The sequence below is a fragment of the Devosia sp. RR2S18 genome (assembly GCF_030177755.1).
GTDB classification, from domain to species: domain Bacteria; phylum Pseudomonadota; class Alphaproteobacteria; order Rhizobiales; family Devosiaceae; genus Devosia; species Devosia rhizosphaerae.
Genome location: NZ_CP126539.1, coordinates 1687617 through 1710014, shown reverse-complemented (window position 1 = coordinate 1710014; position 22398 = coordinate 1687617). Strand labels below are relative to the sequence as shown.

The following is a 22398-nucleotide window of genomic DNA, read 5'->3' as shown; positions in this document are numbered from 1 at the left end:
TGGTTTCCCTTGCCGACCTCCGCCGCAAGCGACGCACTCACCTGCTCACGGTATTTGGAAGAACTCGCGGCACGCTGATAAGAATTATGTGACATCAGTAGTTTGCCGTATCAGATTTCAGATACCCTGTTACTTCACTTCCACCTGCACCCTCCGCATAGAAGGTCTGCCATGGACGCTGTGTCTGACTTGCGGAGGGGGCAGCCTGGTTCGGCGGCAATTCCGCATAATTTTCGGCACGGCGATCCTGCTGCTGGCTCTTGCGATCATCGCTGTCGTCAATAGTCCGATATGTACACGGCGAGTGTTATCGTCATGGTCGACCCGACTGCGCGAAGTGTCCTTGCGCCCGAGCGAGACTATGGTCCGAGTGGTTTGGAAAATTCCCGTGTGGACGGCGAGGTCGAACTCGCCAAATCCGATCACGTGCTTTTGGCGGTGCTCAAAGAGCAGAACCTGATGACCGATCCGGAATTTGGCGGCAGCAGCGGTTTCATCCAAACTCTGCTGCCCCCTATCACTGGGCGCCGGAATTCAGAAGTGAAGAGCAGGTTCTGCAGCGAGCCCTCGGCAAGCTGTTCGCCCGTACCAGCGTGCAGCGCCGGGGTCTCACCTTTCTGATTACGATCAGCGTACGCTCGGAGGATCCCAAAAAGGCTGCTCGGATAGCCAACTCCATTGCGCAAACGGACATCGACAACCAGTTGACCTCGAAGATCGCCAGCGCCACGCGATCACGCGACGCTCTCTCGGCTTACATCGGTGCCACTTGGCAGGAAAGCTCGAGTGCGGGCACCCTCGACCCTGCCAGTCCGCAGCTATGGCCGCACTTGGGACCTGTACTTGTTGCCGAACAGGCAGCGGCACAACTGGAGAGTTCGCGTCAAGGTTTGCTCGAACGCCTCGCCGCTTCCCAAAATGCCGCTGAGCAGGCGAGCCTCAACGCACAACTGGCGGCACTCTCGACCCTGCAGCAATCTTCCGAACTGGCGCGCCGCCATTATCAGGCTCTCTCCTTGCAAGATCCCAACAGCTCCAGGCGGAAGCATCTCTCCAGCTTTGCCGACAGCCGAATCGCCGCCCCCGCCTTGCCGCCAGGTACGCCTTCGGGCCCAAACCGGCCGCTTCTGCTAGTCCTCTCGGTACTTGGGCTGCGGGTCTCGGGCTGGCTCTTGCCGCACTTTATGAGCGTTTCATCGGCGGCATCATCACCGAAGGCCAAGCGTCGGCAGTTCTGGGATCGCGCCTGATGGTCTCCATGCCGCGCCACCGCCCTGGGCGGGCAGAGCACCGCAGCATTTCGGATGCTTTGATGCATGCGCCCCTCTCCGTCTTCGAAGAGGCCGTTAGGCGGGTGCGAGCCAGTGTCGACCAGGTGCTGCGTCGGCATCCGACGGGAGCCAGCGGCGGCCATATCATCATGGTGACCTCTTCATCGGCGGGCGAAGATAAGACCACGGTGGCCCTGTCGCTAGCCCGCGCCTATGCACTCGCAGGCCAGCGCAAGCTCCTGATCGATCGCGAACTGCGCAAGCCCAGCGTTGCGCACCATCTCGATATCGCCCCGCAATATGGCCTGAAGAATCTTCTCTCCGACGATTTTCTGGAAGATCGCATGAGTGCCATCGTCGGACGTGATGAAAGCACCGGACTGACTGTCTTGGTTGGCTCGCAAGCCAGCGACTTCCCCACCGATCAACTGATCGCCGGGTGCGCTTTCCAGCGGCTGATGGCAGCGGCACGCAAGTCTTTCGATATCATCATCCTCGATACTCCACCGCTCGCCCGTGCTGTCGACGGAATCTACTGACGCTCTTCGCCGACCTCATTGTCTTCGTCGTACGTGCGGTCACCACCGCCCAATCCGAGATGCGGCGTGCCGTTGAGATCCTCAACGCATCCAAGCTCGAAGCTGTTAAGGTCGTCGGTGTACTCAATCATCAGGAAGCGCCAGGTAAGCCTTACTGAAGCCGGTGTGGCTGATGCTGGCTCCCCCGACAAAGCCGTGATAGGCAAGCACGCCCATTCAGTGGAGTGCATCCGTGCCGGACTTTGCCGTTGATCGCATCTGCTTCGTGACGAATGGCACTTTCGATGCCGATGCTGCTGCGGCGCGTCTACGCCTGCGCTATGGCGACCACTCGCTCAGCGAAGCAAACGTCGTGGTCGCCTTGGGTGGCGACGGGCTCATGCTTCAGACGTTGCACAAGGTTATGGACAGGGGCATTCCCGTCTATGGCATGAACTTCGGCACCGTCGGGTTCATGATGAACACCTTCTCCGAAGACCACCTCGATCAACGCCTGGCACAGGTGCAGCACACCCGCATCTACCCCCTGGCGATGCAGGCGCTCGACACGGGGGGCGGCACCCATAGTGCGCTGGCGCTCAATGAAGTTTCGCTGTTTCGATCCACCTATCAGGCCGCCAAGATCCAGATCATCGTGGATGGGGAGACGCGGATGGAGGAACTGATCTGCGACGGAGTGCTGCTTTCAACGCCCGCCGGCTCCACCGCCTACAATCTTTCCGCTCACGGCCCCATTCTCCCCATCGAAGCGCAACTGCTGGCACTAACGCCGATCTCACCGTTCCGGCCGCGTCGCTGGCGCGGTGCGATCCTGTCCAACCGGGCCATCGTCAAGTTCATCACGCGGGAAGCAAGCAAGCGTCCTGTGAGCGCCGTGGCCGACAACGTCGAGTTCCAGAACATCCTCGAGGTGACGGTGCGCGAGGACCGCTCCCACGGCGTGACCCTGCTCTTTGATCCCGGCACCAGCCTGGAAGAGCGCGTCTTGAGCGAGCAGTTCCGCTTCTAGTCGAAGCTCAGGCTGCAGGTAGTGCCAATTGGTGCTCGAGCTTCATGGCCGCCATCGGCACGGTGGCCTCTTCGGCGAACGCCCTCATTACGCCGCGCGCCGCCTTGCGCGCCAAGACGACGTTCTGCTCGCTGAGATAGGCGAATGCCTCTTCCAGCTCGGGGGGAATGGCACCCGCGTGTTCAGCAATCAGCTCTTCGGTCAGCGCAGTCACGACATAATGCCGCGCCGCCACATCATCGGCGAGATCGCTCGCACGTGCATGCAGCACCAATCGCGCCAGGAGGTTGCGCACGCCCTCACCCAGTCCGCAGCGTGCCAACAAGGCGTTGAGCGCGGGCCGGCTGCCATGTTCAAGCAGGGTGAACACCTTGTGCCGGGGCGTCTGCGCCAGTTCGGCAAGGCAATCGGCAAAGAACAGCACATGACCGGTCACCACCGCATGCAGCAGCACCCTTGTGTTTAGGCGCTCCGAGCCGACAAGGTCGGTCACATAGTCAGCCTGGGCCTTCGCAGCCTCTTTCTCGCCAATCACCGACACGGCTGTATCGGTGCTGTCGCGTAGCACGCGGCCGAGCCGCTCCTCCGCCAAGGCCCCCTTGACGACGCGGGCTTGCCGCAGGTCTTCGGCAACCTTTTGCACCAGCAGCAGCCGTGCCGCGGCGGGCAGGTCCGCGCGCGACAGCAGCGCCCCACGCATCGCTGCGTCCGAGCCGAAATCACCCGCTAGTCGCTGCAGCAGCATCCCGCCAAGTATGATGTCTCCTCGCCGCAGGAGACGGAGTGTCAGCTGAGGGTCTTCGCGTCCGACCAGCGCCTCCGCCACCCGTTCGCTCATGTTCGCGCGCTGTGCCAGTGCAGTCAGCATAGGCAAGTCAGCGCTTCGGATCAGCCCCATTAAGTCGGCGTCGATGAACACCGGAGAATACTGCGCCACGGCACGCGAGATGATGGCACTATCCCGAAGCAGCGCCAGCATGATCGTGCGAGGTGCTTCGCTCGAGTGCAGCAAGCCATAGGCAAGTGCCGCTCGCACCTTTACCGATGGGTCATCGAGGAAGCCAAAAAGGGCGGCGTAGAGTGCCGCGTGTTCATCAGCCGGCCCCACATGATTAAGATAAGCGTAGGCGGCTAGGTGCGCGGCCTTGCCCCTCTCCTCGCTGTCTGGCGACCGGGAAAGTGACACGAACTCCTGATAAGCAACCATTCCGCTCTCCGCACATCGGCAGAGAACACTCTATGCAGCAAGGCTTAAGGAACGGTTCACCATGTCTGGTAACCCATTGGCTGCTAGATGGCGCTTGCCACATACCCAAACAGCTGCGTTGCGCCAGCGCCGACGCTCAGCACCAGCGCCCAGCTCGTCACAGCCGCACCCAGGATGATCCAGCCGCGCGGAATGGTCGTGCTGGTTGCGCTCTCTGCTGGGACGATGCCGTCGTGCATCTCGTGCTCCTTGGGCGAATTCGGTTTCGCTGCCCTCACTAAGCGCCGCCTCCCTCAACAGACCCTTGCCCGGTTTGCTACAATTGTATCGATCTGCCAGCTTTCCGCCGCCCGTTATATGCCATGGCAACCAAAACCTTAACGCACATAGAGCTGCGTGAAGAAGGCACTCCCTTCGCCACCCTCGGTGTTGGCACCCTCCTCCGGCAGTTCCGCCTCGGTCTTGAACAGGCCCGTGAACGACATGTTCTCCTGGGAAAAGCGCGACGGCACCACTGGCAGTTCTGGCGCAACACTCTCGCCCGTCATCTGCTGGGCCGCAAAACTTGCGTCAACACCGCCCCCCTCATGCTTGGCAACGAGCACACGATAGACTTCGCGGATGGTCCGCGGCTGCCCTCCATTATAGAAGATCGAGCGGTTGGCATCGGCTTGCCGGGGAAAGAGTTCGGCCGCAATCTGGTCAGGGTTCTGCAGGCCCGCCTGAAACATACGCTCCGCGCCCTGCGCCCCCAGGAAATGCGCGATGTAGAGTTCTCCGGCACTTGGCATGCGACCGAACCGCTGCTGGAGGTAGTCCCCGTTCGACTTTGTGAAGGCTGCGGCTAGATCGGCTGCCATTTGCGGATCTTTCCGCATATCGAGGATCTGCGCCCGCAACTGCGGATCGCGCACCACGTAGTCGCCGCCCCCGGTCCGCTCCACATGCTGGGCAATTTCGCCATAGCCCAGCCGCGGTCCTTCCTGCTTGATGACCTGCAGCCAGGTGCTTTCAAGAAACTGGAAGAGTCCCGTCGCCGACGAGGTTTGTGCCTTGGCTTGCGGATTGAGGCTGCTCTCGCGGATGGCAGTCTGCAGCAGATAGTCGAAATCCACGCCGCTGCGATCGCCCGCAGAGGTCAGCACATGAGCCAGGCTCTGTGGGACGGAGATCGGCTGTACGCCCATAGGTATTCTATCCGCAGAATCGTTCTGCCGATTTTCACCCCGGCAGGGTTAACCCCTCGTTAACCATGTCAGGCCGTGCTGCCCAGGTCCTCTGCTTCACCGCCGCCCGGCTTGGAAGACCAGGCGGTACGGAAACTTGAGTCGATGTCCTGAACCAGAACCTCCACGTCGAGCCCACGTTCGTGCAGTGTCTGCGCGTCGGTGATTGCAACTTCGACAGCCTCGTCCTTGCTCGGAAATGGCCCCTGATCGGTCCCGTGAAAGCTCACCTTCCACTGTCCTTCATGCCGGGCCACGATATAATGTTGTGCAGTCATTGCTGCCTCCTCCTACCCGCCAGGGGAACGCGGGGCGAAGGCAGAATGTTGCAGAACTAGCGGGTCATCCACTCGTTGACCACCGTGCTGAGATCCGGCCGTGGCCGATCCTCGATGCTGGCTGTCGGCGTGCCCATATGAATAAAGCCTACCACCTGCTCCCCCGGCCCGGCACCCAGCATTGTCGCAGCCTCCTCGTCGAAGGCATACCAGCGCGTGACCCAGGATGCGGCAAAGCCGAGGGCGTAGGCGGCATGCACGAGATTGAAGGCGACATTCCCCGCCGAGAGCAACTGCTCCAGCGGCGGTATGGTCGGGTGCTCCTTGGGCGCGGAAACCACCATGATGGTCAGCGGCGCCGGGAGGAACCTGTTCTCCTCGACCGCGAGCGATGCCTCATCCATCTCTGGATTCCTGCGATGTGCGATCTCCGCTAGCTTCTTGCCCGCCGCCGCGCGGTTCTCGCTCCGGATCAGCACCAGGCGCCAGGGCGCAAGCTTGCCGTGATCGGGCACCCGCGTGCCGATGGTCAGGATCTGCTCCAGTTCGGCGTCGCTGGGCCCCGGCTCCTGCAGAAAGGCAATGCCGACAGAACGCCGGGTCAGCAGATAGTCACGCAGGGCAATGTTCGCAGGCATGAAGTTCGGCTCCTTTTTTCGCGGAGAGGGTTAGCGCATTCCTCCCGCCCAGGGCCAGCTCTGCTTGCCGAGCACGGCAAATTTAGGCATGTGGAGAACGCAGCTGTTTTCATCCTGCCTGCGGTATGACACAGCTTTTCCCCATTGGCCGCTTAGGCCATGTTCCGATTCAGCGGAGACGCCAGGAGACCCGATGCGCTTGCGACCCGTTTTTGTGCTGTTGCTTGCCCTGGCCTCGCTTTCCGCCGCCTTTGCTTCTATTGCACCAGTGCTGGCGCAGGATGCCCAGGCGATGCCACCCCTCCCCCGACCCCGCCCCGACCCAGCGACACTCTCGGACGGCGGCACGGCGGCTCCAGCGGGCTCCAGCGATACACCTGCCACCGCCGCCATTTCTGCGGCGGTCTCAGCACCTCAGCCGGTCTCTTTTTCCGCCACGATCACCGAAGGCGGCGAAGCCATTCCCGATGGCGTCGTCTGGCGCATCTTCGAAACAGAGCCTGACGCAAGCGGTGAACTGGCCCTTGTTGCGAAGTCCGACGACGCTGTTGCCAGTCTCGAGCTCCCGCCCGGCGAATACGTCGTACACGCCGCCTATGGGCGCGCCCAGATCAGCGAGACCGTCACCATCGTTCCCGGTCAGAACAACAGGAGCTTCGTGCTTCAGGCGGGCGCCCTGCGCCTTAACTCGGCGGTCACCGGCGACATACCCATTCCGCCGCCGCTGCTCACTTTTGACGTCTATACCGGCGGCGATGAAGCCACTCGCACCCTTATTGCCGAAGGTCTCTCGGCCAATGAGATTGTCACGTTAACGGCCGGCACCTACCACATCGTCTCGCGTTTCGGCACGATCAATGCCGTTGTCCGCGCTGACCTGCGCGTCGAGCCGGGGCAATTGACCGACGCCACTCTCTTTCATCACGCCAGCCAAGTGTCCTTCAAACTGGTTTCGGAAGAAGGTGGGGAGGCAATTGCCGACGTGGACTGGACTGTGCAGAATGCGGCTGGAGAGACAATATTCTCCGAACTCGGCGCGTTTCCGGCTACCGTGCTCGCCGAGGGTGACTACGTGGTGCTCGCCAAACGCGGAGAGCAGGTATTCAACCGCGAATTCCAGGTGCAGCCCGGCTCCCCCCGCGAAATCGAAGTGCTTACCGCCGTCTATTAGTATCGGGCACAAGTCTCCTTGCGCTTTGTCTATTGAAGCGCGAGTGCCGATGCAGCAGATTGCCGCCTCGTCCAAACGGGAGAATAGACGATGCTGACGCGTATTCAGTCTCGGCCGGGACTCGCCGCACTCGCTGCGGCTGTCCTTCTGAGTGTTGCGCTGCCTGCGGGCACGGCCTTTGCTCAGAAGGTCAAAAACAAGACCACCACTGAAACCACAGCGCCAAGCGCCAACGAGATCAGCGTCGACATCCCTACGATTGAGACCGTTGACTCCAGCCTTGATGAAGGCACCCTGCGGGAAATCTTCAGCGGCGAGATCCTGAGCAACGCGGTCGATCTGGCAGCGCTCGATGCCACCAGCATCACCATTCCTGAGATTACCGTCACCGTCGACACGGTTGTTGACGACGAGCCCGTCAGCTTCACGACCACCTACACCGACATCGTGCTGACCGATGTGGTGGACGGCGTTGCCGGCTCGGTCGCCGTGGCAGGTGCGAGTGCCGATTCAGGCGATATGGGCAGCTTCGGAATGGGTAGCCTGACCGGCAGCGACTTCAATATCGCGGCGCTTCTGGCCTTCTATGGCGCCGTTGAAAGCGGCAGTTCTGAGATGCAGACCATCTATTCCGAACTGTCATTTGATGGGGCAACCTTCGCAGCCGAAGACGTCACCTGCGAGATCGGCGCGGTTTCAGCTGGGGAATTCCGCGCGCGGCCCCTCTCGTTCAACATGCTCGAACTGGTCGCCCTGGCGGAGACCATGGAAGAAGCCGGCGAAGAGGTACCGCCCGAGCTGATGGGGCAGTTCCTGCGCATGTACGCCGAACTTTTCACCGCCTTTGAATCGGACGCGTACCAATTTGACGGCTTCAGCTGTGACGGAGTGGACGAAGAGGATCGCCCGATAAATGTCGCGATCGGCAGCATGTCCATAGGCGAGATGCAGCCCGGCACCTACCCTGCTATCTCGGTTGACGGCATTGAGATCGCCGTTGAAGATGATGGCTACATCTCACTGGGGAACTTCACCTTTAAGGAGATGGATCTGTCGGCCCCGCTCGCCGCATTGGCTTCTATCCCCGACATGGTCGACGAGGCGTGGTTCACCGAAAACGCACGCGCCCTTATTCCAGCGTTTGAAGGCTTTTCCTTCAGCGATGTCGCAGTCGATGTTCCCGATCCCGACGTCGAGGGAGCTCGGATCGTTGCGAGCCTCGGCGCCTTTGACCTGAGCCTTGGCGAATATTTCAATGGCATCCCGACCGACGTCTCGACGACGGTTGAGAACCTCGTCTTCGACCTGCCACAAAACAGCGAGGATGAGCCGGTACAACAGCTGTTGGCGTTAGGGATTACCTCAGTCGATACCGGCTTCCGGCTGGCGGCCTCCTGGAACGAGGATGAACAGACCATCGCTATCGACGAGGTTTCGGTCAGCGCCGCTGACCTCGCCAGTGTTGTCCTTTCAGGTGTGATCGCCAACGCCACCGAAGCCCTCTTCGCCGTGGACGAGAACGAGGCTCTCGCCGCCAGCATGCAGGTGGCGATCAATGAGCTCAATCTCGATGTCACCGACTTTGGTCTCTCCGACATCATCATGGAGCAGGTCGCGGCCGAACAGGGCGCCGACGCAGCGACCCTGCGCCCGGTCTTTGCCGGGCTTGCCCAGGGCACCGTTATCGGCCTTCTGGCTGGGGCAGCCGAAGCACAGAACGTCGGCAGCGCCATCAGCGACTTCGTCAGCGGCGACGCCACGAACCTGACCATCAACATGACGGCGAAGAAAAACCCGGGGCTGGGGCTCGCCGACTTCGTGGCAGCCGAGGAAGACCCCAGCGTCCTCATCGGCAAGGTCAACATCCAGGCCACAGCCGAATAACGCAGAAGGGCCGCTACGTGCGGCCCTTTTTCGTAAGTTGAAGCCCTGGGCTCACATGCCGAGCCTAGGCTACCTCGTGCCGCGCTGCGCCCATGGCCCAATCCAGCAGCGCCTGGGCTTTCTCTGGCGTGCCGCCCTCGACATAGCAGCGCAGCTCCGGCGCGTTCCCCGAAGCGCGGAAATGCACCATGTCGCCAGAACCGGTGCGGAACTGCAGCCCGTCGATGGCCGAGAGCCCGCTGATCCCGTGCTCACCAAAGAACTCTTGTGCGAACCCGTTGTCGCTCTCGAGGCGCGTGAGAAAGGCTCCACTCTTCTCACCGGGCACGTTCTGCAACCGATCGGCCAAGGCATGCTGCAAGGGTAGCGCCGCGACAATCTCGTCGATGCTTTTGCCTTCCTTCGCCGCCAAACCCAATGCGCAAAGCAGCGGCAGGATGGCGTCGCGGGTGGCGAGCGGCTCAAGCGGGCGTCCGTTGATCGTCACGCCCCTGCCCACGAATGTGCCGCCATTCGCCTCGAAGCCGACGACAGCATCACTCTCATTCTCCATAGCCGCCACCACATAGGGAGAGCCGACTTTGGTGCGCAGCACCTGCGGGAAGAAGCCCGTTCGCTCGATTGCCGAGTTGGACGTCACCGGAGTGACGACCGTCTTGGCGTTTAGGAACTGCGCCGCTAACAAACCCAGCACGTCACCGCGCACGAACTGTCCCTTGCCATCCATCAGCAGCGGCCGATCCCCGTCGCCATCAGCAGAGACGATTGCATCGAGCTTCTCGTGTTCGAGCCAGCCGCGCAATGGCGAGAACACCGCGTCTCCGAAAGCCTCGGTATCGACGGCGACAAAGTCGTCCTGCCGGCCCAGGCCGACAACCTCGGCACCAGCGTCTGCCAGAACTGTCTTGAGCAGATCGCGTGCCACTGTCGAATGCTCGAACACCCCGATGCGCAGCCCTTTGAGCGCGCCTTCCGACAACAAACCGGTGAACCGCTCCAGATAGCGTTGCTGTGCAACCTCGAATTCGTCGCTCATGGGCTTCGGACTGTCCGGCACCGCCTCATTGCTCAGCGCCGCCACGATGCCAGCCTCGTCAGCCTTGCTGATCTCCCCGCCGGGCACATAGAATTTGAGCCCGTTGCGGTCCACCGGAATATGGCTGCCGGTGATCATGATGGCGCCGCACCCTGCCGCCATCGCATGCAGCGCCAGTGCGGGAGTCGGCATGGCGCCGCAATCTACCGGCTCCAGCCTCGCCGCAGTAATCGCCGCGGCGCAATCCTCGGCAATGGTGGGACTGGAGTAGCGGAAATCGCGGCCCAGAAAGATTTTTCCCTGCGCCTTTTGCCCGCTCTCTGCCATGTGCCGCAGGAAGGCGGCGGTGTACTGGCGGGCAGCCTGCCCCTCCAGCTCGCTCGCCAAACCTCTGAGCCCACTGGTTCCGAATTTGAGACTACTGCCGATCACTTGGTCCCTCTGATCGCTGGTGGAATTCTAATCGATGTCCGGCTTGATCTTGCGCAACTGCTTGACGCCCGAGCGAATGGATTTTCCCTGTAAGCGCCGCTGCTTGGAGGCAAGCGTCGGTCGCGTCGCAATCCGCGCCTTGGGCACATACGCACCCGCAACCAGCAGTCCGACGAGTCGCTCCAGCGCGTCTGCCCGGTTCATGGGCTGGTCGCGATGGGTGTTAGCCGTGATAACCAGCACGCCATCCTTGGTCAGCCGCTTGCCTGCAAGGCTCGCCACCCGTCGCTTCATCGGCTCGGGAATGCTCGGGGAATTGGCCAGGTCGAAGCGCAACTGCACGGCACTCGAGACCTTGTTGACGTTCTGCCCGCCCGGCCCCGACGCGCGCACAAAGTTCTCCTCGATCTCGCCCGGATCGATCGAAACAGAGCGCGTGATCTTGATCGGCTCGGCCATGGGATCCTGTCACTTCTACGTACAAGCCACTTAGAGGCCATCTGGGAGCCGCTGCGCCGAGGCGACTGGCGCGCTGTTTGAGAACCGGAGCGGAGCGTACTTGTTGTACGTGAGCACCGGAAGCGCAGAAAAGCGTGTCAGGCGGCCGGCGCAACGGCTCCCAGATGGCCTCTAACGCTTCCAGCGGCCGGTGAAGTAAACTTCCTCGTCGTGGATGACGCGGCCCTTCTCGGTGGTCCGGTACTTGCTCTCTTGGCCCTCCACCGCTTCGATCCACTGCTTCTTCAGCATGCCGGCAAAGACCTTCTCGCCGACGTCCTTAAAGTCATCCGGGCCAAGGACATTGTCCTCGCCCAGATGGTAGAGGGCCTTCATCTCACGATTGGATGGCCGTTGCGGCATCAGGCAGCAGCCTTCGCCTTGAGGTCGGGTGCAGTAGCTTCGGCCATGAGCGCCACCATGGCGTCCATAAATGGCTCCACTTTCTGCCCCTCGGTGCCGAGCCGGCGTACCGACACGGTCCCCTCCTCAGCCTCGCGGCGGCCGACCACGAACATCAGCGGCACCTTGCCCACCGAGTGCTCGCGCACCTTGTAGTTGATCTTCTCGTTGCGGGTATCAAGCTCGGCCCGAATACCGGCGTCGCGCAACTGGCGCACCAGTCTTTGGGCATACTCGTCCGCCTCCGAGACGATGGTCGCCACCACCACCTGGGTGGGCGCGAGCCACATCGGCATCTTGCCGGCATAGTTCTCGATCATCATGCCGATGAAGCGCTCCAGCGACCCCAGGATCGCCCGATGCAGCATCACCGCACATTTGCGGCTGCCGTCTTCGGCCACATAGGTGGCGTCGAGCCGCTCGGGCAGCACATAGTCGAGTTGCAGCGTGCCCACCTGCCAGCTCCGGCCGATAGCGTCCTTGAGGTGGAATTCGAGCTTGGGCGCATAGAACGCGCCCTCGCCTTCGGCGATCTCGAAATCATAGCCCGTCGCGCGCAGAGCATCGCCCAGCGCCTTCTCGGCCGCATCCCAGCGCTCGATGGTACCACCGAACTTCTCGGGCCGGGTCGCCAGCTTGATCACGACATTTTCGAAGCCCATGTGCCCATAGACCGAATAGAGCAGATGCACGAAGTGCTCGGTCTCGCTTTGGATCTGGTCCTCGCGGCAGAAGATATGTGCATCGTCCTGGGTCATCTGCCGGACGCGCATCAGCCCATGGAGTGCACCATGCGCCTCGTTGCGGTGACAGCAGCCGAATTCGGCCATGCGCAGCGGCAGGTCGCGATAGCTCTTGATGCCCTGGTTGAAGATCTGCACATGCGCCGGGCAGTTCATCGGCTTGAGCGCCATGAGGTCACCCTCGCCCGACAGGACCGGGCCCTCGTCCTCGGTTCCGGGCACCTCGTCGGGCACCACGAACATGTTCTCGCGATACTTGCCCCAGTGGCCGGACTGCTCCCAGAACTTGGAGCTCATCAGCTGCGGCGTTTTCACTTCCTGGTATCCGGACGCATTCAGACGGCGGCGGATATAGGCCTCCATCTGGTTGTAAAGCACATACCCCTTTGGGTGCCAGAACACGCTCCCCTGCGCTTCGGACTGGAAATGGTACAGATCCATCTCCTGACCGATCTTGCGATGGTCGCGCTTTTCGGCCTCCTCCAGCATGTGGAGATGGGCCGCCAACTCTTCCTTGGTGGCAAAGGCGGTGCCATAGATGCGGCTCAGGACCGGGTTCTTGCTGTCGCCACGCCAATAGGCGCCCGCCACCTTGGTGAGCTTGAACGCCTGCCCGATATCGCGCGTCGAGCGCATATGCGGCCCGCGGCAGAGGTCGAACCACTGACCCTGCTTGTAGATCTTGACGTCCTGGTCGGCCGGAATGGCATCGATCAGCTCGACCTTGAACGTCTCGCCCTTGGCGCCAAACACGCGCTTGGCTTCCTCGCGGTCCCACACTTCCTTAGTGAAGGCGGCGCCGCGCTCGACGATCTCGGCCATCTTCTTTTCGATGGCAGGGAAGTCCTCCTCCGAAAACGGCGTCTCCCGTTTGAAGTCGTAGTAAAAGCCGTTGTCGATCACCGGGCCGATCGTCACCTGCGTACCGGGCCAGAGCTCCTGCACCGCCTCGGCCAGCACGTGCGCCGTGTCGTGCCGGATCAGTTCCAGCACGTCCTTGGAGCCGCTGTCGCGCGTCACGAACTCGATGCGGCCGTCCTCGTTGAGCGGCTCGGCGAGGTCGCTCACCACGCCGTTCCAGCGCATCGCTACCGTCTTTTTTGCCAGGCTCTTGGAGATCCCTTCAACGATTTCGGTGCCGGTGGTGCCGCGCGTGAAATCGCGTTGTGCACCATCGGGGAACGTCACCTTGATCGACATTTGAGATCTCCAGAATAGGAATGAGTGTAGCCAAAACCGCTACGCGGCGGCCTGTCTAGCACGACTGGCCGTTATTTCCAGCGCCCATAGCGCCATGGCAGATACCACCGCGCCGCAGCCGGTGCCATCTCGGGCACCGGATCATAGCCATGGCTCCCGCCCGGCCGGCACCTAGTGATACGGGCCAGTCCCATCCAGCCCCCAGGCCAAAAGCCATGCTGCCAGATGGCGTCGCGCGTGAATTCCGAGCAGGTCGGCAAATGCCGGCACGTCCGCCCCACCACTGCCGAGAGCGTATAGCGGTAGATAGTGATCAGCAGCACCGCCGTGAACTTAAACGGCAGGTCCACCGCCCGCCAGAAGACATCACTCACCCGCCGCATCAGCTTTTGGCCACAACCGATTCTGCAGATTCGATTTTCTCGAGTGCCGCCACCACCGCGTCGAACACCAGCATCGTGGAGGCGTGCCGCGCCCGATAGCCCCGCACCGGCTCAAGGTAGCGCAGATCGCTCCACTTGCCATCGGGCAATGGCGCGCCCTCCTCGTTCAGCATGGTGCGGACGGTGTTGCGCAGCGCCACAAACTCAGCCGCCGACGTCCCCACAATCTCGCGCGCCACCACCGCTGCGCTGGTCTGCCCCAGCGCACAGGCGCTGACCTGGTGGCCATAGGCAACAATGACTCCTTCGCGCACCACTAGATCGACTTCGACCACTGAACCACACACCTTGGACGTCTTGCGCGCACTGGCGTCCGGCTGCGCCAAGCGTCCCGGCTGCGGCGCGTTGGCGGCGAGATCTAGGATCTTTTCGGAATAGAGATCGCTCAGTTCCATTGCACGCAAAATACTGTTTCTTGTGATGAAGGTAGGCGAGGCTTATATAGGTCGTCAGAAGCCGGCTGTCAGGGCATGTGCCGCCGCTTTGATCCAGAACCATGCTGGACGCGTAATCTAGCCGCTTTGAGGACCAAGATCATGGACGCTCGCCCCGAGCCGCTCGGCGTTACGCCGTTCCCCGCCGCCCCTATCAAGCGGCCCACTCAGGAAGAGGCTGAGGCTGCCGTGCGCACGCTGATCGCCTGGGCCGGTGACGATCCGACACGCGAGGGCCTCCTTGAAACGCCCGCCCGCGTAGCGCGCGCCTATGGCGAACTGTTTGCTGGCTACGATCAGGATCCAGTCGCCATTCTCTCCAAGACCTTCCGCGAGGTCGGCGGTTACGACGACATCGTGCTGGTCCGCGACATTCCCTTTCATTCCCATTGCGAGCACCACATGGTACCCTTCGTGGGCAAGGCGCACATCGCCTACCTGCCCCACGATGGGGTAGTTGGCCTCTCCAAGCTTGCCCGGCTGGTCGAAGTCTTCGCCCGCCGCTTGCAGACGCAGGAGAATCTCACCGCGCAGATCATCGATGCGGTCAATGAGAACCTCAACCCGCGCGGCGCCGCCGTGATGCTGGAAGCTGAACATATGTGCATGACTATGCGCGGCGTTCACGCCCATGGCGCGTCCACCATCACCCATCGCTTCACTGGCGTGTTCGCCGAGGACCGCGTCGAACGGGATCGTTTCTTTGCCATGATCGGCAAGCGCTAGCGCGCTGAGGCCTCTTTCTCGTCCCGACGGGCCTTCTGGCGCTGTGCCACACTGCGCTCGATGAGGCCTGCCGTGGCGTGAAGCAGGCTTTCTACCGGCCCCCTGCCCCTGGGTACCCAGACCATCGCCACCAGCATTCCAAAGGCCACATAGCCGAGGACGGAGGCGATGGCCGGTTCGACGGCGCGGTGGTTGAGGAAGCCGGGGAAGGCGTGGAGGATCACCAGGTGCAGCACATAGAGGCTGAGCACCATTCGGCCCAGCGCGGCGAGCGGGAACCACAGGCGCTCGGCGAACCCGGACAGCACAAGGCATAGACCGAGCAGCCCCGTTGCAATCGCAGCTGACTGGATGATCCAGAGTGGCATCTGGCTGTGCGCATAGGAACTGAGCAGCAGCCGCCAGTCATCGATGCGCCGTGTTGCCCCAAACATTTCTACCAGCCAGTGGGAAGCCAGCAAGCTCGCCACCGCCACCGCCGTACCGATCAGAAACAAGCGCAACGCTACGCTTCGCCGGGCCAGATCCTGCCGCCCGAGCCACATGCCCCATAGGATGGGCGCGATCCACGTCAGCAGCGGATAGGGTCCGCTGAACAGGAGCGCCTCCCCGATCTCAAGCGGGTTGTCGAGCAGGTCCACCGTGGAACGGCCAAACAGGTCCGGCCATTCAGCTCTACCGGCAAAATAGATGCTCGGCCCCAGCACGGACATCACGGTAGCGATCCCAAGCAAGCTTGGCGTCGACAAGCTTGCAGCAATGGCGCCCACAGCGAAGAAGGCCGCGTAATGGTGCAGGATCACGGCCACGCCATGGTCGAGCACCTGCAGGGCTAGGCCTAACGGCAATAGCACCAGCGCGAAACTCGCCAGGCGCACCTGGCCCCGCCACCGGTCCCGCTGCGTCAGCAGGGTAATGCCAAGACCTGCAACCACCGCAAAGAGGATCGAGGCCCGGCCATGCGGTAGCCCATAAATTGTCTCGAGTAGGCTGTCGTCGTCCTTGGGGCCGAAATGCACCGCCAACATGCCGATGAGCGCCAGTCCGCGGGCCATGTCGATGCCGGCCATGCGCCTGGTGTTTATGCTTGTCCGGTTTTCCAAAACACACTGGGCCTCTCTCGTTCAAGGCTCAATCCCGCCGCCTCGCAAAGGATGCTGGCACCCACTCAAGCGTGATGGCGAATTGCCGGCACTGCCGCGTACTGGCGCGTCTCAACGGCCCGGTATAGAACCGGCAACATGACCCAGACGTTCACCGATCCCGCTTCGCTTTCCCACGCAGCTCTCGAGGAGGGCACGACATTCGCACCTCGCTTCGATGCTCACGGGCTGGTCACGGTGGTGACCGTCGAAAGCGGCAGTAATGACGTGCTGATGCTGGCACACATGAACCAGGAGGCCCTCCGCCTCACCCTCGACAGCGGCATTGCCCACTACTGGTCCCGCTCGCGGGGCAAGATCTGGAAAAAGGGCGAGACCTCGGGGGAGCTGCAGGAGGTGGTCGAACTGCGCACCGATTGCGATCAGGACGCCCTGGTGATGGTCGTTCGCCAGACCGGCCGGGGAGCCGCCTGCCACACCGGCCGCAAATCCTGTTTCTATCGCCGCGTTGCCGTTGTGGATGGCACGGCTGGCCTAGAAGACACCGGCCTTCCCCGCCTTTTCGATCCGGCCGGGGTCTATTGAGAACTGGTCGAGTGAGGCCGACGCTCGAAAAGGCCCACAACCAGCAATCCGGCGAAGAACCCGCCCAGATGTGCCTGCCACGCCACTGCAACTGGCGTACCGGTAATGAGTGGCAGCAGCGGCACTGCCGCGTTAAGCAACACCCAGATCAAGACGAATGTTCGCGCCCGTCCGTCCCGCATCACATCGCTTAGGGTGGCGAGCCGCCGACCCAGTACGACGCGTTCGCCTGTCTCTGGATGATCGGCAATTACCACCGGCTGGAAGATAAACCGCACCGCAGCACCGGTCAGCCCCGCAACGCCTCCTGACGCACCGATCAGATAGGCACCGTCATAGAGAGTGACGGCGGCAAAGAAGGCCGCGCCGGCCGCCGCCGATATGAAGAAGATCGCCAGCATTGGCCAGGCGCCATAGCGACGAGCGATTGGCGTCGCGAAAATCGCCAGCCAGGCGATATTGACCAGCAGGTGTTCCCAGCTGCCATGCAGCAGGGCGTGGGTGAACGGCGTCCAGATGAGCGGAATCGCGAGCGTGGGGTCAGCGGGCGCCGCCACGATCCGCAAGGGCTGAAAGGCAAACAGGAAGAGTACTTCCACCAAACCCTCGGCGTTAAGAACCAGGGTTGACGCAAGATGAATGACGATAAGCACCGCCGAAAGCACGGCCACCGCTCCGGGCAGCAGGAAGACCGGCTCACGCCCCGCTTCACCGGGACCAGCCGGTACCCGCTCTTGTTCCGTCATCGCTTCACTCCGAGACCCCGGCGCCACCGGCCTTGCCGCATTCTTTTCCACATTGGGACACCCGCGTTAACCTTAATTAACCTTTAAGCGGGCGTTCCGGCCCGACCTTTGCCACTCTTGGCTGCGGGGCGGCGTTCCATGGGGGGAACGTCGGCCGGGTACAAGCGGGTTCAACAAAATGCAAACAACTAGCACCAGACAGCTCTACGCCTATTGGAACTCTATCCGGGGTTCGCGAAGCGCGCCTGACCGCAAGGATATTGACCCCACCCGCATCCGGGAAGCCCTGGCCAATACCTTCATCCTTGAACTTGGGGAAAACGAGCAGTTTTCCTTCCGCCTGGCTGGGTCGCACCTCTGCACCAGCTACTGCCGCGAACTCAAGGGCCGTTCCTTCACCGGCCTTTGGCATGAGCGCGATTCCGATGCCATGGAGACGCTTGTCCGTGCGGTCACCGAAGACCATGCCGTTGCGCTGGTCACGTTCCAGGGCACCACTGCCCTACACACCAAGGTGAGCTTCGAGACCATTCTCATGCCCTTGCGGCACAATGGCTCTACCCACACCCGTCTGCTCGGCGGCATGACGGCCTTGGATGAACCCTATTGGCTTGGCGTGCAGCCGATTCTCGAACAGCGCATCACCGGGTTGCGGCTGATCTGGCCAGACGACATGGATCTCCAAGACGAGGTCCGCGAGGTTGCCTCTCAAGTGGTCAACGACACCAATTATTCTAATCATGTTGGTTCCAGCAACGCTCTGCCCACCATGGTCTATGGGCGGTCCGCTCGGCGCTACGCCCACCTAGCGGTGATCGACGGCGGCCGCCAGTAGCAGGCTTAGCGAAGTATTGCCCGGATGAGTGCAGCGTGACGATTTATCCCTGCCTGGGCAAAACTTTGCGTTAACCAAGAGCGCTTAACTTGTTGTCACACACAACGGGTTCGGCGGTCCAGCGCATGCTCAGCGATGATCTTGGTTCCCTGCGCGTAGTCGCACCTGCCCGCAGTGAGCCGGAACTGATCCGCTATAATCGGGTCAGAGTGTCGGTACTCGGCCGCTATATGCTGGCCGATCGCAGCGAATTCCCCTGCCAGATTATCGAAATGTCCCCCGGCGACGCCGTTGTCGTGGCGCCCGTTCCCGGCATCGTGGGCGAAAAGGTCATCGCCTATATCGATCACGTGGGCCGGATCGAGGGCAGCATCCTCTCCCAGATGGATGGCGGCTTCATCATGGATATTGCCGCCTCCTCCCGCAAGCGCGATAAGATGGCGGCGCAACTCACCTGGCTCGCCAACAAGGACATCCTCAACCTGCCTGAGGATCGCCGTCACGAGCGCGTTGTGCCCGACATCCGTCACTCCACCGTCGTGCTCGACGATGGCCGTCGCTACAATTGCAAGATCATCGACATCTCGCTCTCGGGCGCTGCCATCGAGCTCGACGTCCGCCCGGCCATGGGCACCCCCGTCACGCTCGGCCGCATGCGCGCCCGCGTCATCCGCCACTTCCAAAATGGCGTCGCGGTCGAGTTCGCCTCCTCGCAGGAAATGCTCACTGTGGTGCAGCAGAACTTGCGCATGAACTGAGCTTTCTTTGCCGTTCAGATGCCTTTTGGCTGCACAGTCCGGCGTGGTTAATCACCAGCAAATGCAACGCATACAATTCGCTTAAAAACTGCGTTGCACTTTTCGGACCGGCCTAATTTGCGACCTCTAGCTTGGTCTCCATCAGGGAGATCACATTATGTCGTCCATCAAAACCGGCTTTGCCGCCAAGTTCATCGGAGCCGCCATGTGCTTGGCAGCTTTGGCTTTTCCGGCCCAGGCCATGGACACGACCCACATCGCTTTCGTGCAGACTGCCGCTGGCACCACCTCCATCCCTGTCGGCCATGCCGAGTTCTGCAAGTCCCGTCCCGCCGAGTGCGGTCCAAATCGCGACTATGTCGACGCGGTGACGCTCTCCGAGCCCCTCTGGCAGCAGCTCACCACGGTGAACAACGCGGTGAATCAAGCTGTTGTGCCGGTTACCGACGAAGTGCTCTACCGCACCGCCGAATTTTGGACCTACCCGAACGGCTACGGCGACTGTGAGGATTTCGCTCTCGCCAAGCGTCGCGAACTAATTAGTGCGGGCTGGCCCGCCAGCGCCCTGCTGATCGCCGTGGTGAAGGAAGCCAATGGCAATGGTCATGCCGTTCTCATGGTGCGCACCGACCGCGGCGACCTCGTGCTCGACAACCAGCTGGGCTCGGTCGACCTGTGGCGCGACACCCCCTACCACTTCGTCAAGCGTCAGTCCCAGGCCCATTCTGGCCAGTGGGTCGACATGCTCGACGATCGCGAGATCCTAGTGGCATCGCGCTAGCCACCTGCGAGTTCTGGACCCCGCACAAAGCCTATCCCTGATAGGGGTCTGAAGAGTAAGGCCAGCCTCGAGCGATCGAGACTGGCCTTGCTGTTTTCGGGAAAATGAAACTCAGAACCGCAGGGCTACATAGGCCCCCATGAACAGCAGCCCGGTTAGAAACGCCCATCCGAAGGCGACAAAGGCGGCGACCAAGGCCGACGTCATCGAGACCGTGCCGTTGTCTTCGTGCTGCCAACCGAGCTGCAGCATGATGTAGGGACCGCAGATAAAGCTCATCGCAACATGGCCCATGGAAGACCAGTAAGTCCTTCCGTCATAGCGCAGCATGGCCTGCTGCTTGGTGAGCGCTTGATAGAGATGCGTGCCCGCTCCCGCAATGCAGAGGCCAACCCCGATGAGAAACGCTGCCAGCACCAATTCCTTGGTCATGATGATCGTCCTCGCTCGTCGTGCCCGCCGCCGGACCGATTGTTTACGCTTCATTAAGCATATTAGGGCCCCACTGCGCTGTCACGTTCCCTTGGCGATTCTGGTTAATGGCCGAAATGAGTTCGCACGCCGCCGAGAGCGCCTCACGCGGAACCACCTCCTCGCTGATCTACAATCTGTGTGGAATCGCTGCGCTGGTGCTGCTCTGCGCCGTTGGCGTGGCCTACCTGGTCGACGATCTCAGCCGCTCTGCCCGTTCGCCTTTGCCCTCGCTGAATGATGGTGAACCGGTCACGCAGACCCTTTCGGGGCGCACCCTCACCATTCCCACCAAGTGGTTTCGCTATGGCGAGCAGGTGCGGGATGGCTTTACCAATCAGATTGACCTTCGTGTTCTGGCGTTCAGTGACACCAAGGAGGCACGCCCTGTCGACATCACGCTGCTGCCGCGCAGTCGCGCCCGCACCAGCGCCAGCCTGCTGGACGCGGTTTATCTTCATCAATTCGCCGGTGACATGCTGGGTGGAGTGCCCGGACTTGTGGGCAAGGCGATGCGAGACAGCACCGGATATGCGGGAGAAAGCGTCTGGTACGACGCTCTTTCTCCCAATCCGTTCGTCGCCAAATGCATGGAGCCTGTGGAAGACGATGCGTCACCGCAATGCGTTCGCACCGTCTATCTGGCCAGCGGCGTTGCCGCTGTCTACGTGTTCGATGCCGCCCTGCTACAGTCTTGGCGGCAGTTCGACGCCGAGATGGAGCGGTGGCTCAGCCCCATCGGCGCCTGGTAGGTCTTCGACTTAACTGACTTCGTCCAGATCGATGTCAAGAATCGACATGTTGAAGATGTACGACTTGTCACCGTCTTCATCGTCGAGATGGATCAGCCCGACAGATTCATCGCCAATGAACACTTCAACGGAATCGTTGAGTTTCGGGCGAGGACGGACATCGATATTCTTGTTGTTGAACTTCATCTGCAGGAATTTTTGCAGCTTGATGATTTCCGGATGGTTCACGGTCGGTGTCCTGACGTTTCGATTAAGCGCGCAATCTAGTCACCGGACCAACGCACACAACCCCTGATCAGTGGCATTTTACCGGTAACAAGCATCCCGCGAGTCTGGACAGGCGGGTGACAGTCTCACCCGTTCTTGTCGTGCACCAGCACCATCTGGTCCATCACCAGCGCCGGCTGCGCACAGCCGGCCTCGCCAATGACCTTGGCCGGCACACCTGCCACCGTCACGCGTGGGGGCACTTCCTTGAGCACCACCGAACCAGCGCCGATGCGCGAGCAATCCCCGATCTTGATGTTGCCCAGCACTTTGGCACCCGCACCAATCAGCACGCCATTGCCGATCTTAGGATGCCGATCCTGGTCGGACTTCCCTGTCCCACCAAGCGTCACATTCTGCAACATGGACACGTTGTCGCCGATAACTGCTGTCTCGCCGATAACGAGACCCGTACCATGGTCGAGCATGATCCCCTTGCCGATCGGCACAGCGGGATTGATGTCCACCTGGAACACTTGGCTCGACCGGCTCTGGAGATAAAGCGCAAAGTCTCGCCGCCCCCACTTGTGCATCGCATGGGCGAAGCGATGCGTCTGGATGGCTTGATAGCCCTTAAAGAAAAGGAGCGGTTCGATGGCACGGTGGCAGGCCGGATCCCGCTCCAGCGTTGCGGCGAGGTCTACCCGCGCGCATTCGGATATTTCCGGGTGATCGGCGATCAACTCACCGAAGGCTTGCCGGATCAAGTCGGCCGAGACGTCCTCGTGATCAAGGCGCGCCGCGAGGCGATGCGCCAGCGCTTGCTCGAACGTATCGTGGTTGAGAACAGCAGAGATAGCCATGTTGCCCAGCGATGGCTCCGCCGTGAGCATCTGCTGCGCCCCTGCGCGAACCGCATCCCAAACCGGGTCGACTGATTTGATTTCAGCCGTCTTGTTGGCCCTGCTGCTCATCGGCCGCACTCCGCTTCATCGTGAGACACCGATATAGGGCATCTCGTGC

Annotated in this window: 28 protein-coding genes; 11 read left to right on the top strand and 17 right to left on the bottom strand. The window is 61.6% G+C overall.

Features of this window, described 5'->3' with window-relative positions; all coding sequences use genetic code 11:
- Positions 1–593 precede the first annotated feature (593 nt).
- Both QOV41_RS08415 and QOV41_RS08410 read left to right on the top strand, forming a co-directional pair.
- Positions 594–1250, top strand: coding sequence for a hypothetical protein (locus QOV41_RS08415; RefSeq protein WP_284580769.1), 657 nt, complete (start codon positions 594–596; stop codon positions 1248–1250).
- A gap of 62 nt (positions 1251–1312) precedes the next feature.
- Positions 1313–1810, top strand: a complete 498-nt coding sequence (locus QOV41_RS08410) for a CpsD/CapB family tyrosine-protein kinase (RefSeq protein WP_284580768.1) — start codon at positions 1313–1315, stop codon at positions 1808–1810.
- Here the strand turns inward: QOV41_RS08410 and QOV41_RS08405 are convergent.
- Complete coding sequence (locus QOV41_RS08405; protein ID WP_284580766.1) at positions 1804–1941, bottom strand: hypothetical protein; 138 nt, start codon at positions 1939–1941, stop codon at positions 1804–1806. The genes QOV41_RS08410 and QOV41_RS08405 overlap by 7 nt on opposite strands.
- A 101-nt stretch (positions 1942–2042) precedes the next feature.
- Here QOV41_RS08405 and QOV41_RS08400 point away from each other — a divergent pair, with 101 nt between their 5' ends.
- Complete coding sequence (locus QOV41_RS08400) at positions 2043–2819, top strand: NAD kinase (protein WP_284580765.1); 777 nt, start codon at positions 2043–2045, stop codon at positions 2817–2819.
- Positions 2820–2826: 7 nt separating this feature from the next.
- Here QOV41_RS08400 and QOV41_RS08395 read toward each other — a convergent pair whose 3' ends face one another.
- The 5 genes from QOV41_RS08395 to QOV41_RS08375 all read right to left on the bottom strand — a co-directional run bounded on the left by QOV41_RS08395 (position 2827) and on the right by QOV41_RS08375 (position 6168).
- Positions 2827–4026: a DUF2336 domain-containing protein gene (locus QOV41_RS08395; RefSeq protein ID WP_284580764.1), complete on the bottom strand. Its 1200-nt coding sequence runs from the start codon at positions 4024–4026 to the stop codon at positions 2827–2829.
- Positions 4027–4109: 83 nt separating this feature from the next.
- Complete coding sequence (locus QOV41_RS08390) at positions 4110–4265, bottom strand: hypothetical protein (RefSeq protein ID WP_284580763.1); 156 nt, start codon at positions 4263–4265, stop codon at positions 4110–4112.
- 138 nt (positions 4266–4403) lie between these two features.
- On the bottom strand, positions 4404–5213 hold the full coding sequence (locus QOV41_RS08385) for a transglycosylase SLT domain-containing protein (RefSeq protein ID WP_284580762.1): 810 nt from the start codon (positions 5211–5213) through the stop codon (positions 4404–4406).
- Positions 5214–5281: 68 nt separating this feature from the next.
- On the bottom strand, positions 5282–5530 hold the full coding sequence (locus tag QOV41_RS08380) for a hypothetical protein (RefSeq protein ID WP_284580761.1): 249 nt from the start codon (positions 5528–5530) through the stop codon (positions 5282–5284).
- A gap of 56 nt (positions 5531–5586) precedes the next feature.
- Positions 5587–6168, bottom strand: coding sequence for a nitroreductase family protein (locus QOV41_RS08375; protein ID WP_284580759.1), 582 nt, complete (start codon positions 6166–6168; stop codon positions 5587–5589).
- 193 nt (positions 6169–6361) lie between these two features.
- On the opposite strand from QOV41_RS08375, the gene QOV41_RS08370 reads away from it, so the two are divergent.
- Positions 6362–7339 carry a hypothetical protein gene (locus QOV41_RS08370; RefSeq protein ID WP_284580758.1) on the top strand — a complete coding sequence of 326 codons (978 nt, stop codon included), beginning with the start codon at positions 6362–6364 and terminating at the stop codon, positions 7337–7339.
- A gap of 90 nt (positions 7340–7429) precedes the next feature.
- Positions 7430–9223 carry a hypothetical protein gene (locus QOV41_RS08365; RefSeq protein ID WP_284580756.1) on the top strand — a complete coding sequence of 598 codons (1794 nt, stop codon included), beginning with the start codon at positions 7430–7432 and terminating at the stop codon, positions 9221–9223.
- 64 nt (positions 9224–9287) lie between these two features.
- On the opposite strand, the gene QOV41_RS08360 is transcribed toward QOV41_RS08365, so the two are convergent.
- From QOV41_RS08360 to QOV41_RS08335, 6 genes are all read right to left on the bottom strand, one after another.
- On the bottom strand, positions 9288–10691 hold the full coding sequence (locus QOV41_RS08360; RefSeq protein ID WP_284580755.1) for a phosphohexomutase domain-containing protein: 1404 nt from the start codon (positions 10689–10691) through the stop codon (positions 9288–9290).
- A gap of 27 nt (positions 10692–10718) precedes the next feature.
- The gene (gene arfB / locus QOV41_RS08355; RefSeq protein ID WP_284580753.1) at positions 10719–11150 is read right to left on the bottom strand and encodes an alternative ribosome rescue aminoacyl-tRNA hydrolase ArfB; all 432 of its coding nucleotides are present in this window, start codon (positions 11148–11150) and stop codon (positions 10719–10721) included.
- A 171-nt stretch (positions 11151–11321) separates the two neighbouring features.
- Positions 11322–11552 carry a hypothetical protein gene (locus tag QOV41_RS08350; protein WP_284580751.1) on the bottom strand — a complete coding sequence of 77 codons (231 nt, stop codon included), beginning with the start codon at positions 11550–11552 and terminating at the stop codon, positions 11322–11324.
- Positions 11552–13534, bottom strand: a complete 1983-nt coding sequence (gene thrS, locus QOV41_RS08345) for a threonine--tRNA ligase (RefSeq protein WP_284580750.1) — start codon at positions 13532–13534, stop codon at positions 11552–11554. Before thrS ends, QOV41_RS08350 begins: the two co-directional genes overlap by 1 nt.
- 71 nt (positions 13535–13605) lie before the next feature.
- A complete protein-coding gene (gene yidD, locus QOV41_RS08340) occupies positions 13606–13917 on the bottom strand; it encodes a membrane protein insertion efficiency factor YidD (protein ID WP_284580749.1) in 312 nt (103 codons plus the stop codon).
- The gene (locus tag QOV41_RS08335; RefSeq protein ID WP_284581228.1) at positions 13917–14372 is read right to left on the bottom strand and encodes an iron-sulfur cluster assembly scaffold protein; all 456 of its coding nucleotides are present in this window, start codon (positions 14370–14372) and stop codon (positions 13917–13919) included. Before QOV41_RS08335 ends, yidD begins: the two co-directional genes overlap by 1 nt.
- A gap of 141 nt (positions 14373–14513) precedes the next feature.
- Between QOV41_RS08335 and folE the strand changes: the two genes are divergently transcribed.
- Entirely contained in the window at positions 14514–15137 is a 624-nt protein-coding gene (gene folE / locus QOV41_RS08330) for a GTP cyclohydrolase I FolE (protein WP_284580748.1), read from the top strand.
- Here folE and QOV41_RS08325 read toward each other — a convergent pair.
- A complete protein-coding gene (locus QOV41_RS08325) occupies positions 15134–16207 on the bottom strand; it encodes a hypothetical protein (protein WP_284580746.1) in 1074 nt (357 codons plus the stop codon). The genes folE and QOV41_RS08325 overlap by 4 nt on opposite strands.
- 171 nt (positions 16208–16378) lie before the next feature.
- On the opposite strand from QOV41_RS08325, the gene hisI reads away from it, so the two are divergent.
- On the top strand, positions 16379–16825 hold the full coding sequence (gene hisI / locus QOV41_RS08320; RefSeq protein ID WP_284580745.1) for a phosphoribosyl-AMP cyclohydrolase: 447 nt from the start codon (positions 16379–16381) through the stop codon (positions 16823–16825).
- Here hisI and QOV41_RS08315 read toward each other — a convergent pair.
- A complete protein-coding gene (locus QOV41_RS08315) occupies positions 16819–17571 on the bottom strand; it encodes a rhomboid family intramembrane serine protease (protein WP_284580743.1) in 753 nt (250 codons plus the stop codon). The two genes, hisI and QOV41_RS08315, sit on opposite strands and share 7 nt — an antisense overlap.
- Before the next feature lie 178 nt (positions 17572–17749).
- On the opposite strand from QOV41_RS08315, the gene QOV41_RS08310 reads away from it, so the two are divergent.
- The 3 genes from QOV41_RS08310 to QOV41_RS08300 all read left to right on the top strand — a co-directional run bounded on the left by QOV41_RS08310 (position 17750) and on the right by QOV41_RS08300 (position 19945).
- A complete protein-coding gene (locus QOV41_RS08310; RefSeq protein WP_284580741.1) occupies positions 17750–18406 on the top strand; it encodes a PAS domain-containing protein in 657 nt (218 codons plus the stop codon).
- 125 nt (positions 18407–18531) lie between these two features.
- The gene (locus tag QOV41_RS08305; RefSeq protein WP_284581227.1) at positions 18532–19164 is read left to right on the top strand and encodes a PilZ domain-containing protein; all 633 of its coding nucleotides are present in this window, start codon (positions 18532–18534) and stop codon (positions 19162–19164) included.
- A 157-nt stretch (positions 19165–19321) separates the two neighbouring features.
- Positions 19322–19945 (top strand): transglutaminase-like cysteine peptidase, encoded by a 624-nt coding sequence (locus QOV41_RS08300; protein WP_284580740.1) that lies wholly within the window; start codon positions 19322–19324, stop codon positions 19943–19945.
- 111 nt (positions 19946–20056) lie between these two features.
- On the opposite strand, the gene QOV41_RS08295 is transcribed toward QOV41_RS08300, so the two are convergent.
- Positions 20057–20377 carry a DUF6949 family protein gene (locus QOV41_RS08295; protein WP_284580739.1) on the bottom strand — a complete coding sequence of 107 codons (321 nt, stop codon included), beginning with the start codon at positions 20375–20377 and terminating at the stop codon, positions 20057–20059.
- 107 nt (positions 20378–20484) lie between these two features.
- Between QOV41_RS08295 and QOV41_RS08290 the strand changes: the two genes are divergently transcribed.
- Positions 20485–21168 carry a hypothetical protein gene (locus QOV41_RS08290; protein WP_284580738.1) on the top strand — a complete coding sequence of 228 codons (684 nt, stop codon included), beginning with the start codon at positions 20485–20487 and terminating at the stop codon, positions 21166–21168.
- 9 nt (positions 21169–21177) lie between these two features.
- On the opposite strand, the gene QOV41_RS08285 is transcribed toward QOV41_RS08290, so the two are convergent.
- On the bottom strand, positions 21178–21396 hold the full coding sequence (locus QOV41_RS08285; protein ID WP_284580737.1) for a DUF3126 family protein: 219 nt from the start codon (positions 21394–21396) through the stop codon (positions 21178–21180).
- 125 nt (positions 21397–21521) lie between these two features.
- The gene (gene cysE / locus QOV41_RS08280) at positions 21522–22349 is read right to left on the bottom strand and encodes a serine O-acetyltransferase (RefSeq protein WP_284580736.1); all 828 of its coding nucleotides are present in this window, start codon (positions 22347–22349) and stop codon (positions 21522–21524) included.
- Between the last annotated feature and the right edge of the window lie 49 nt (positions 22350–22398).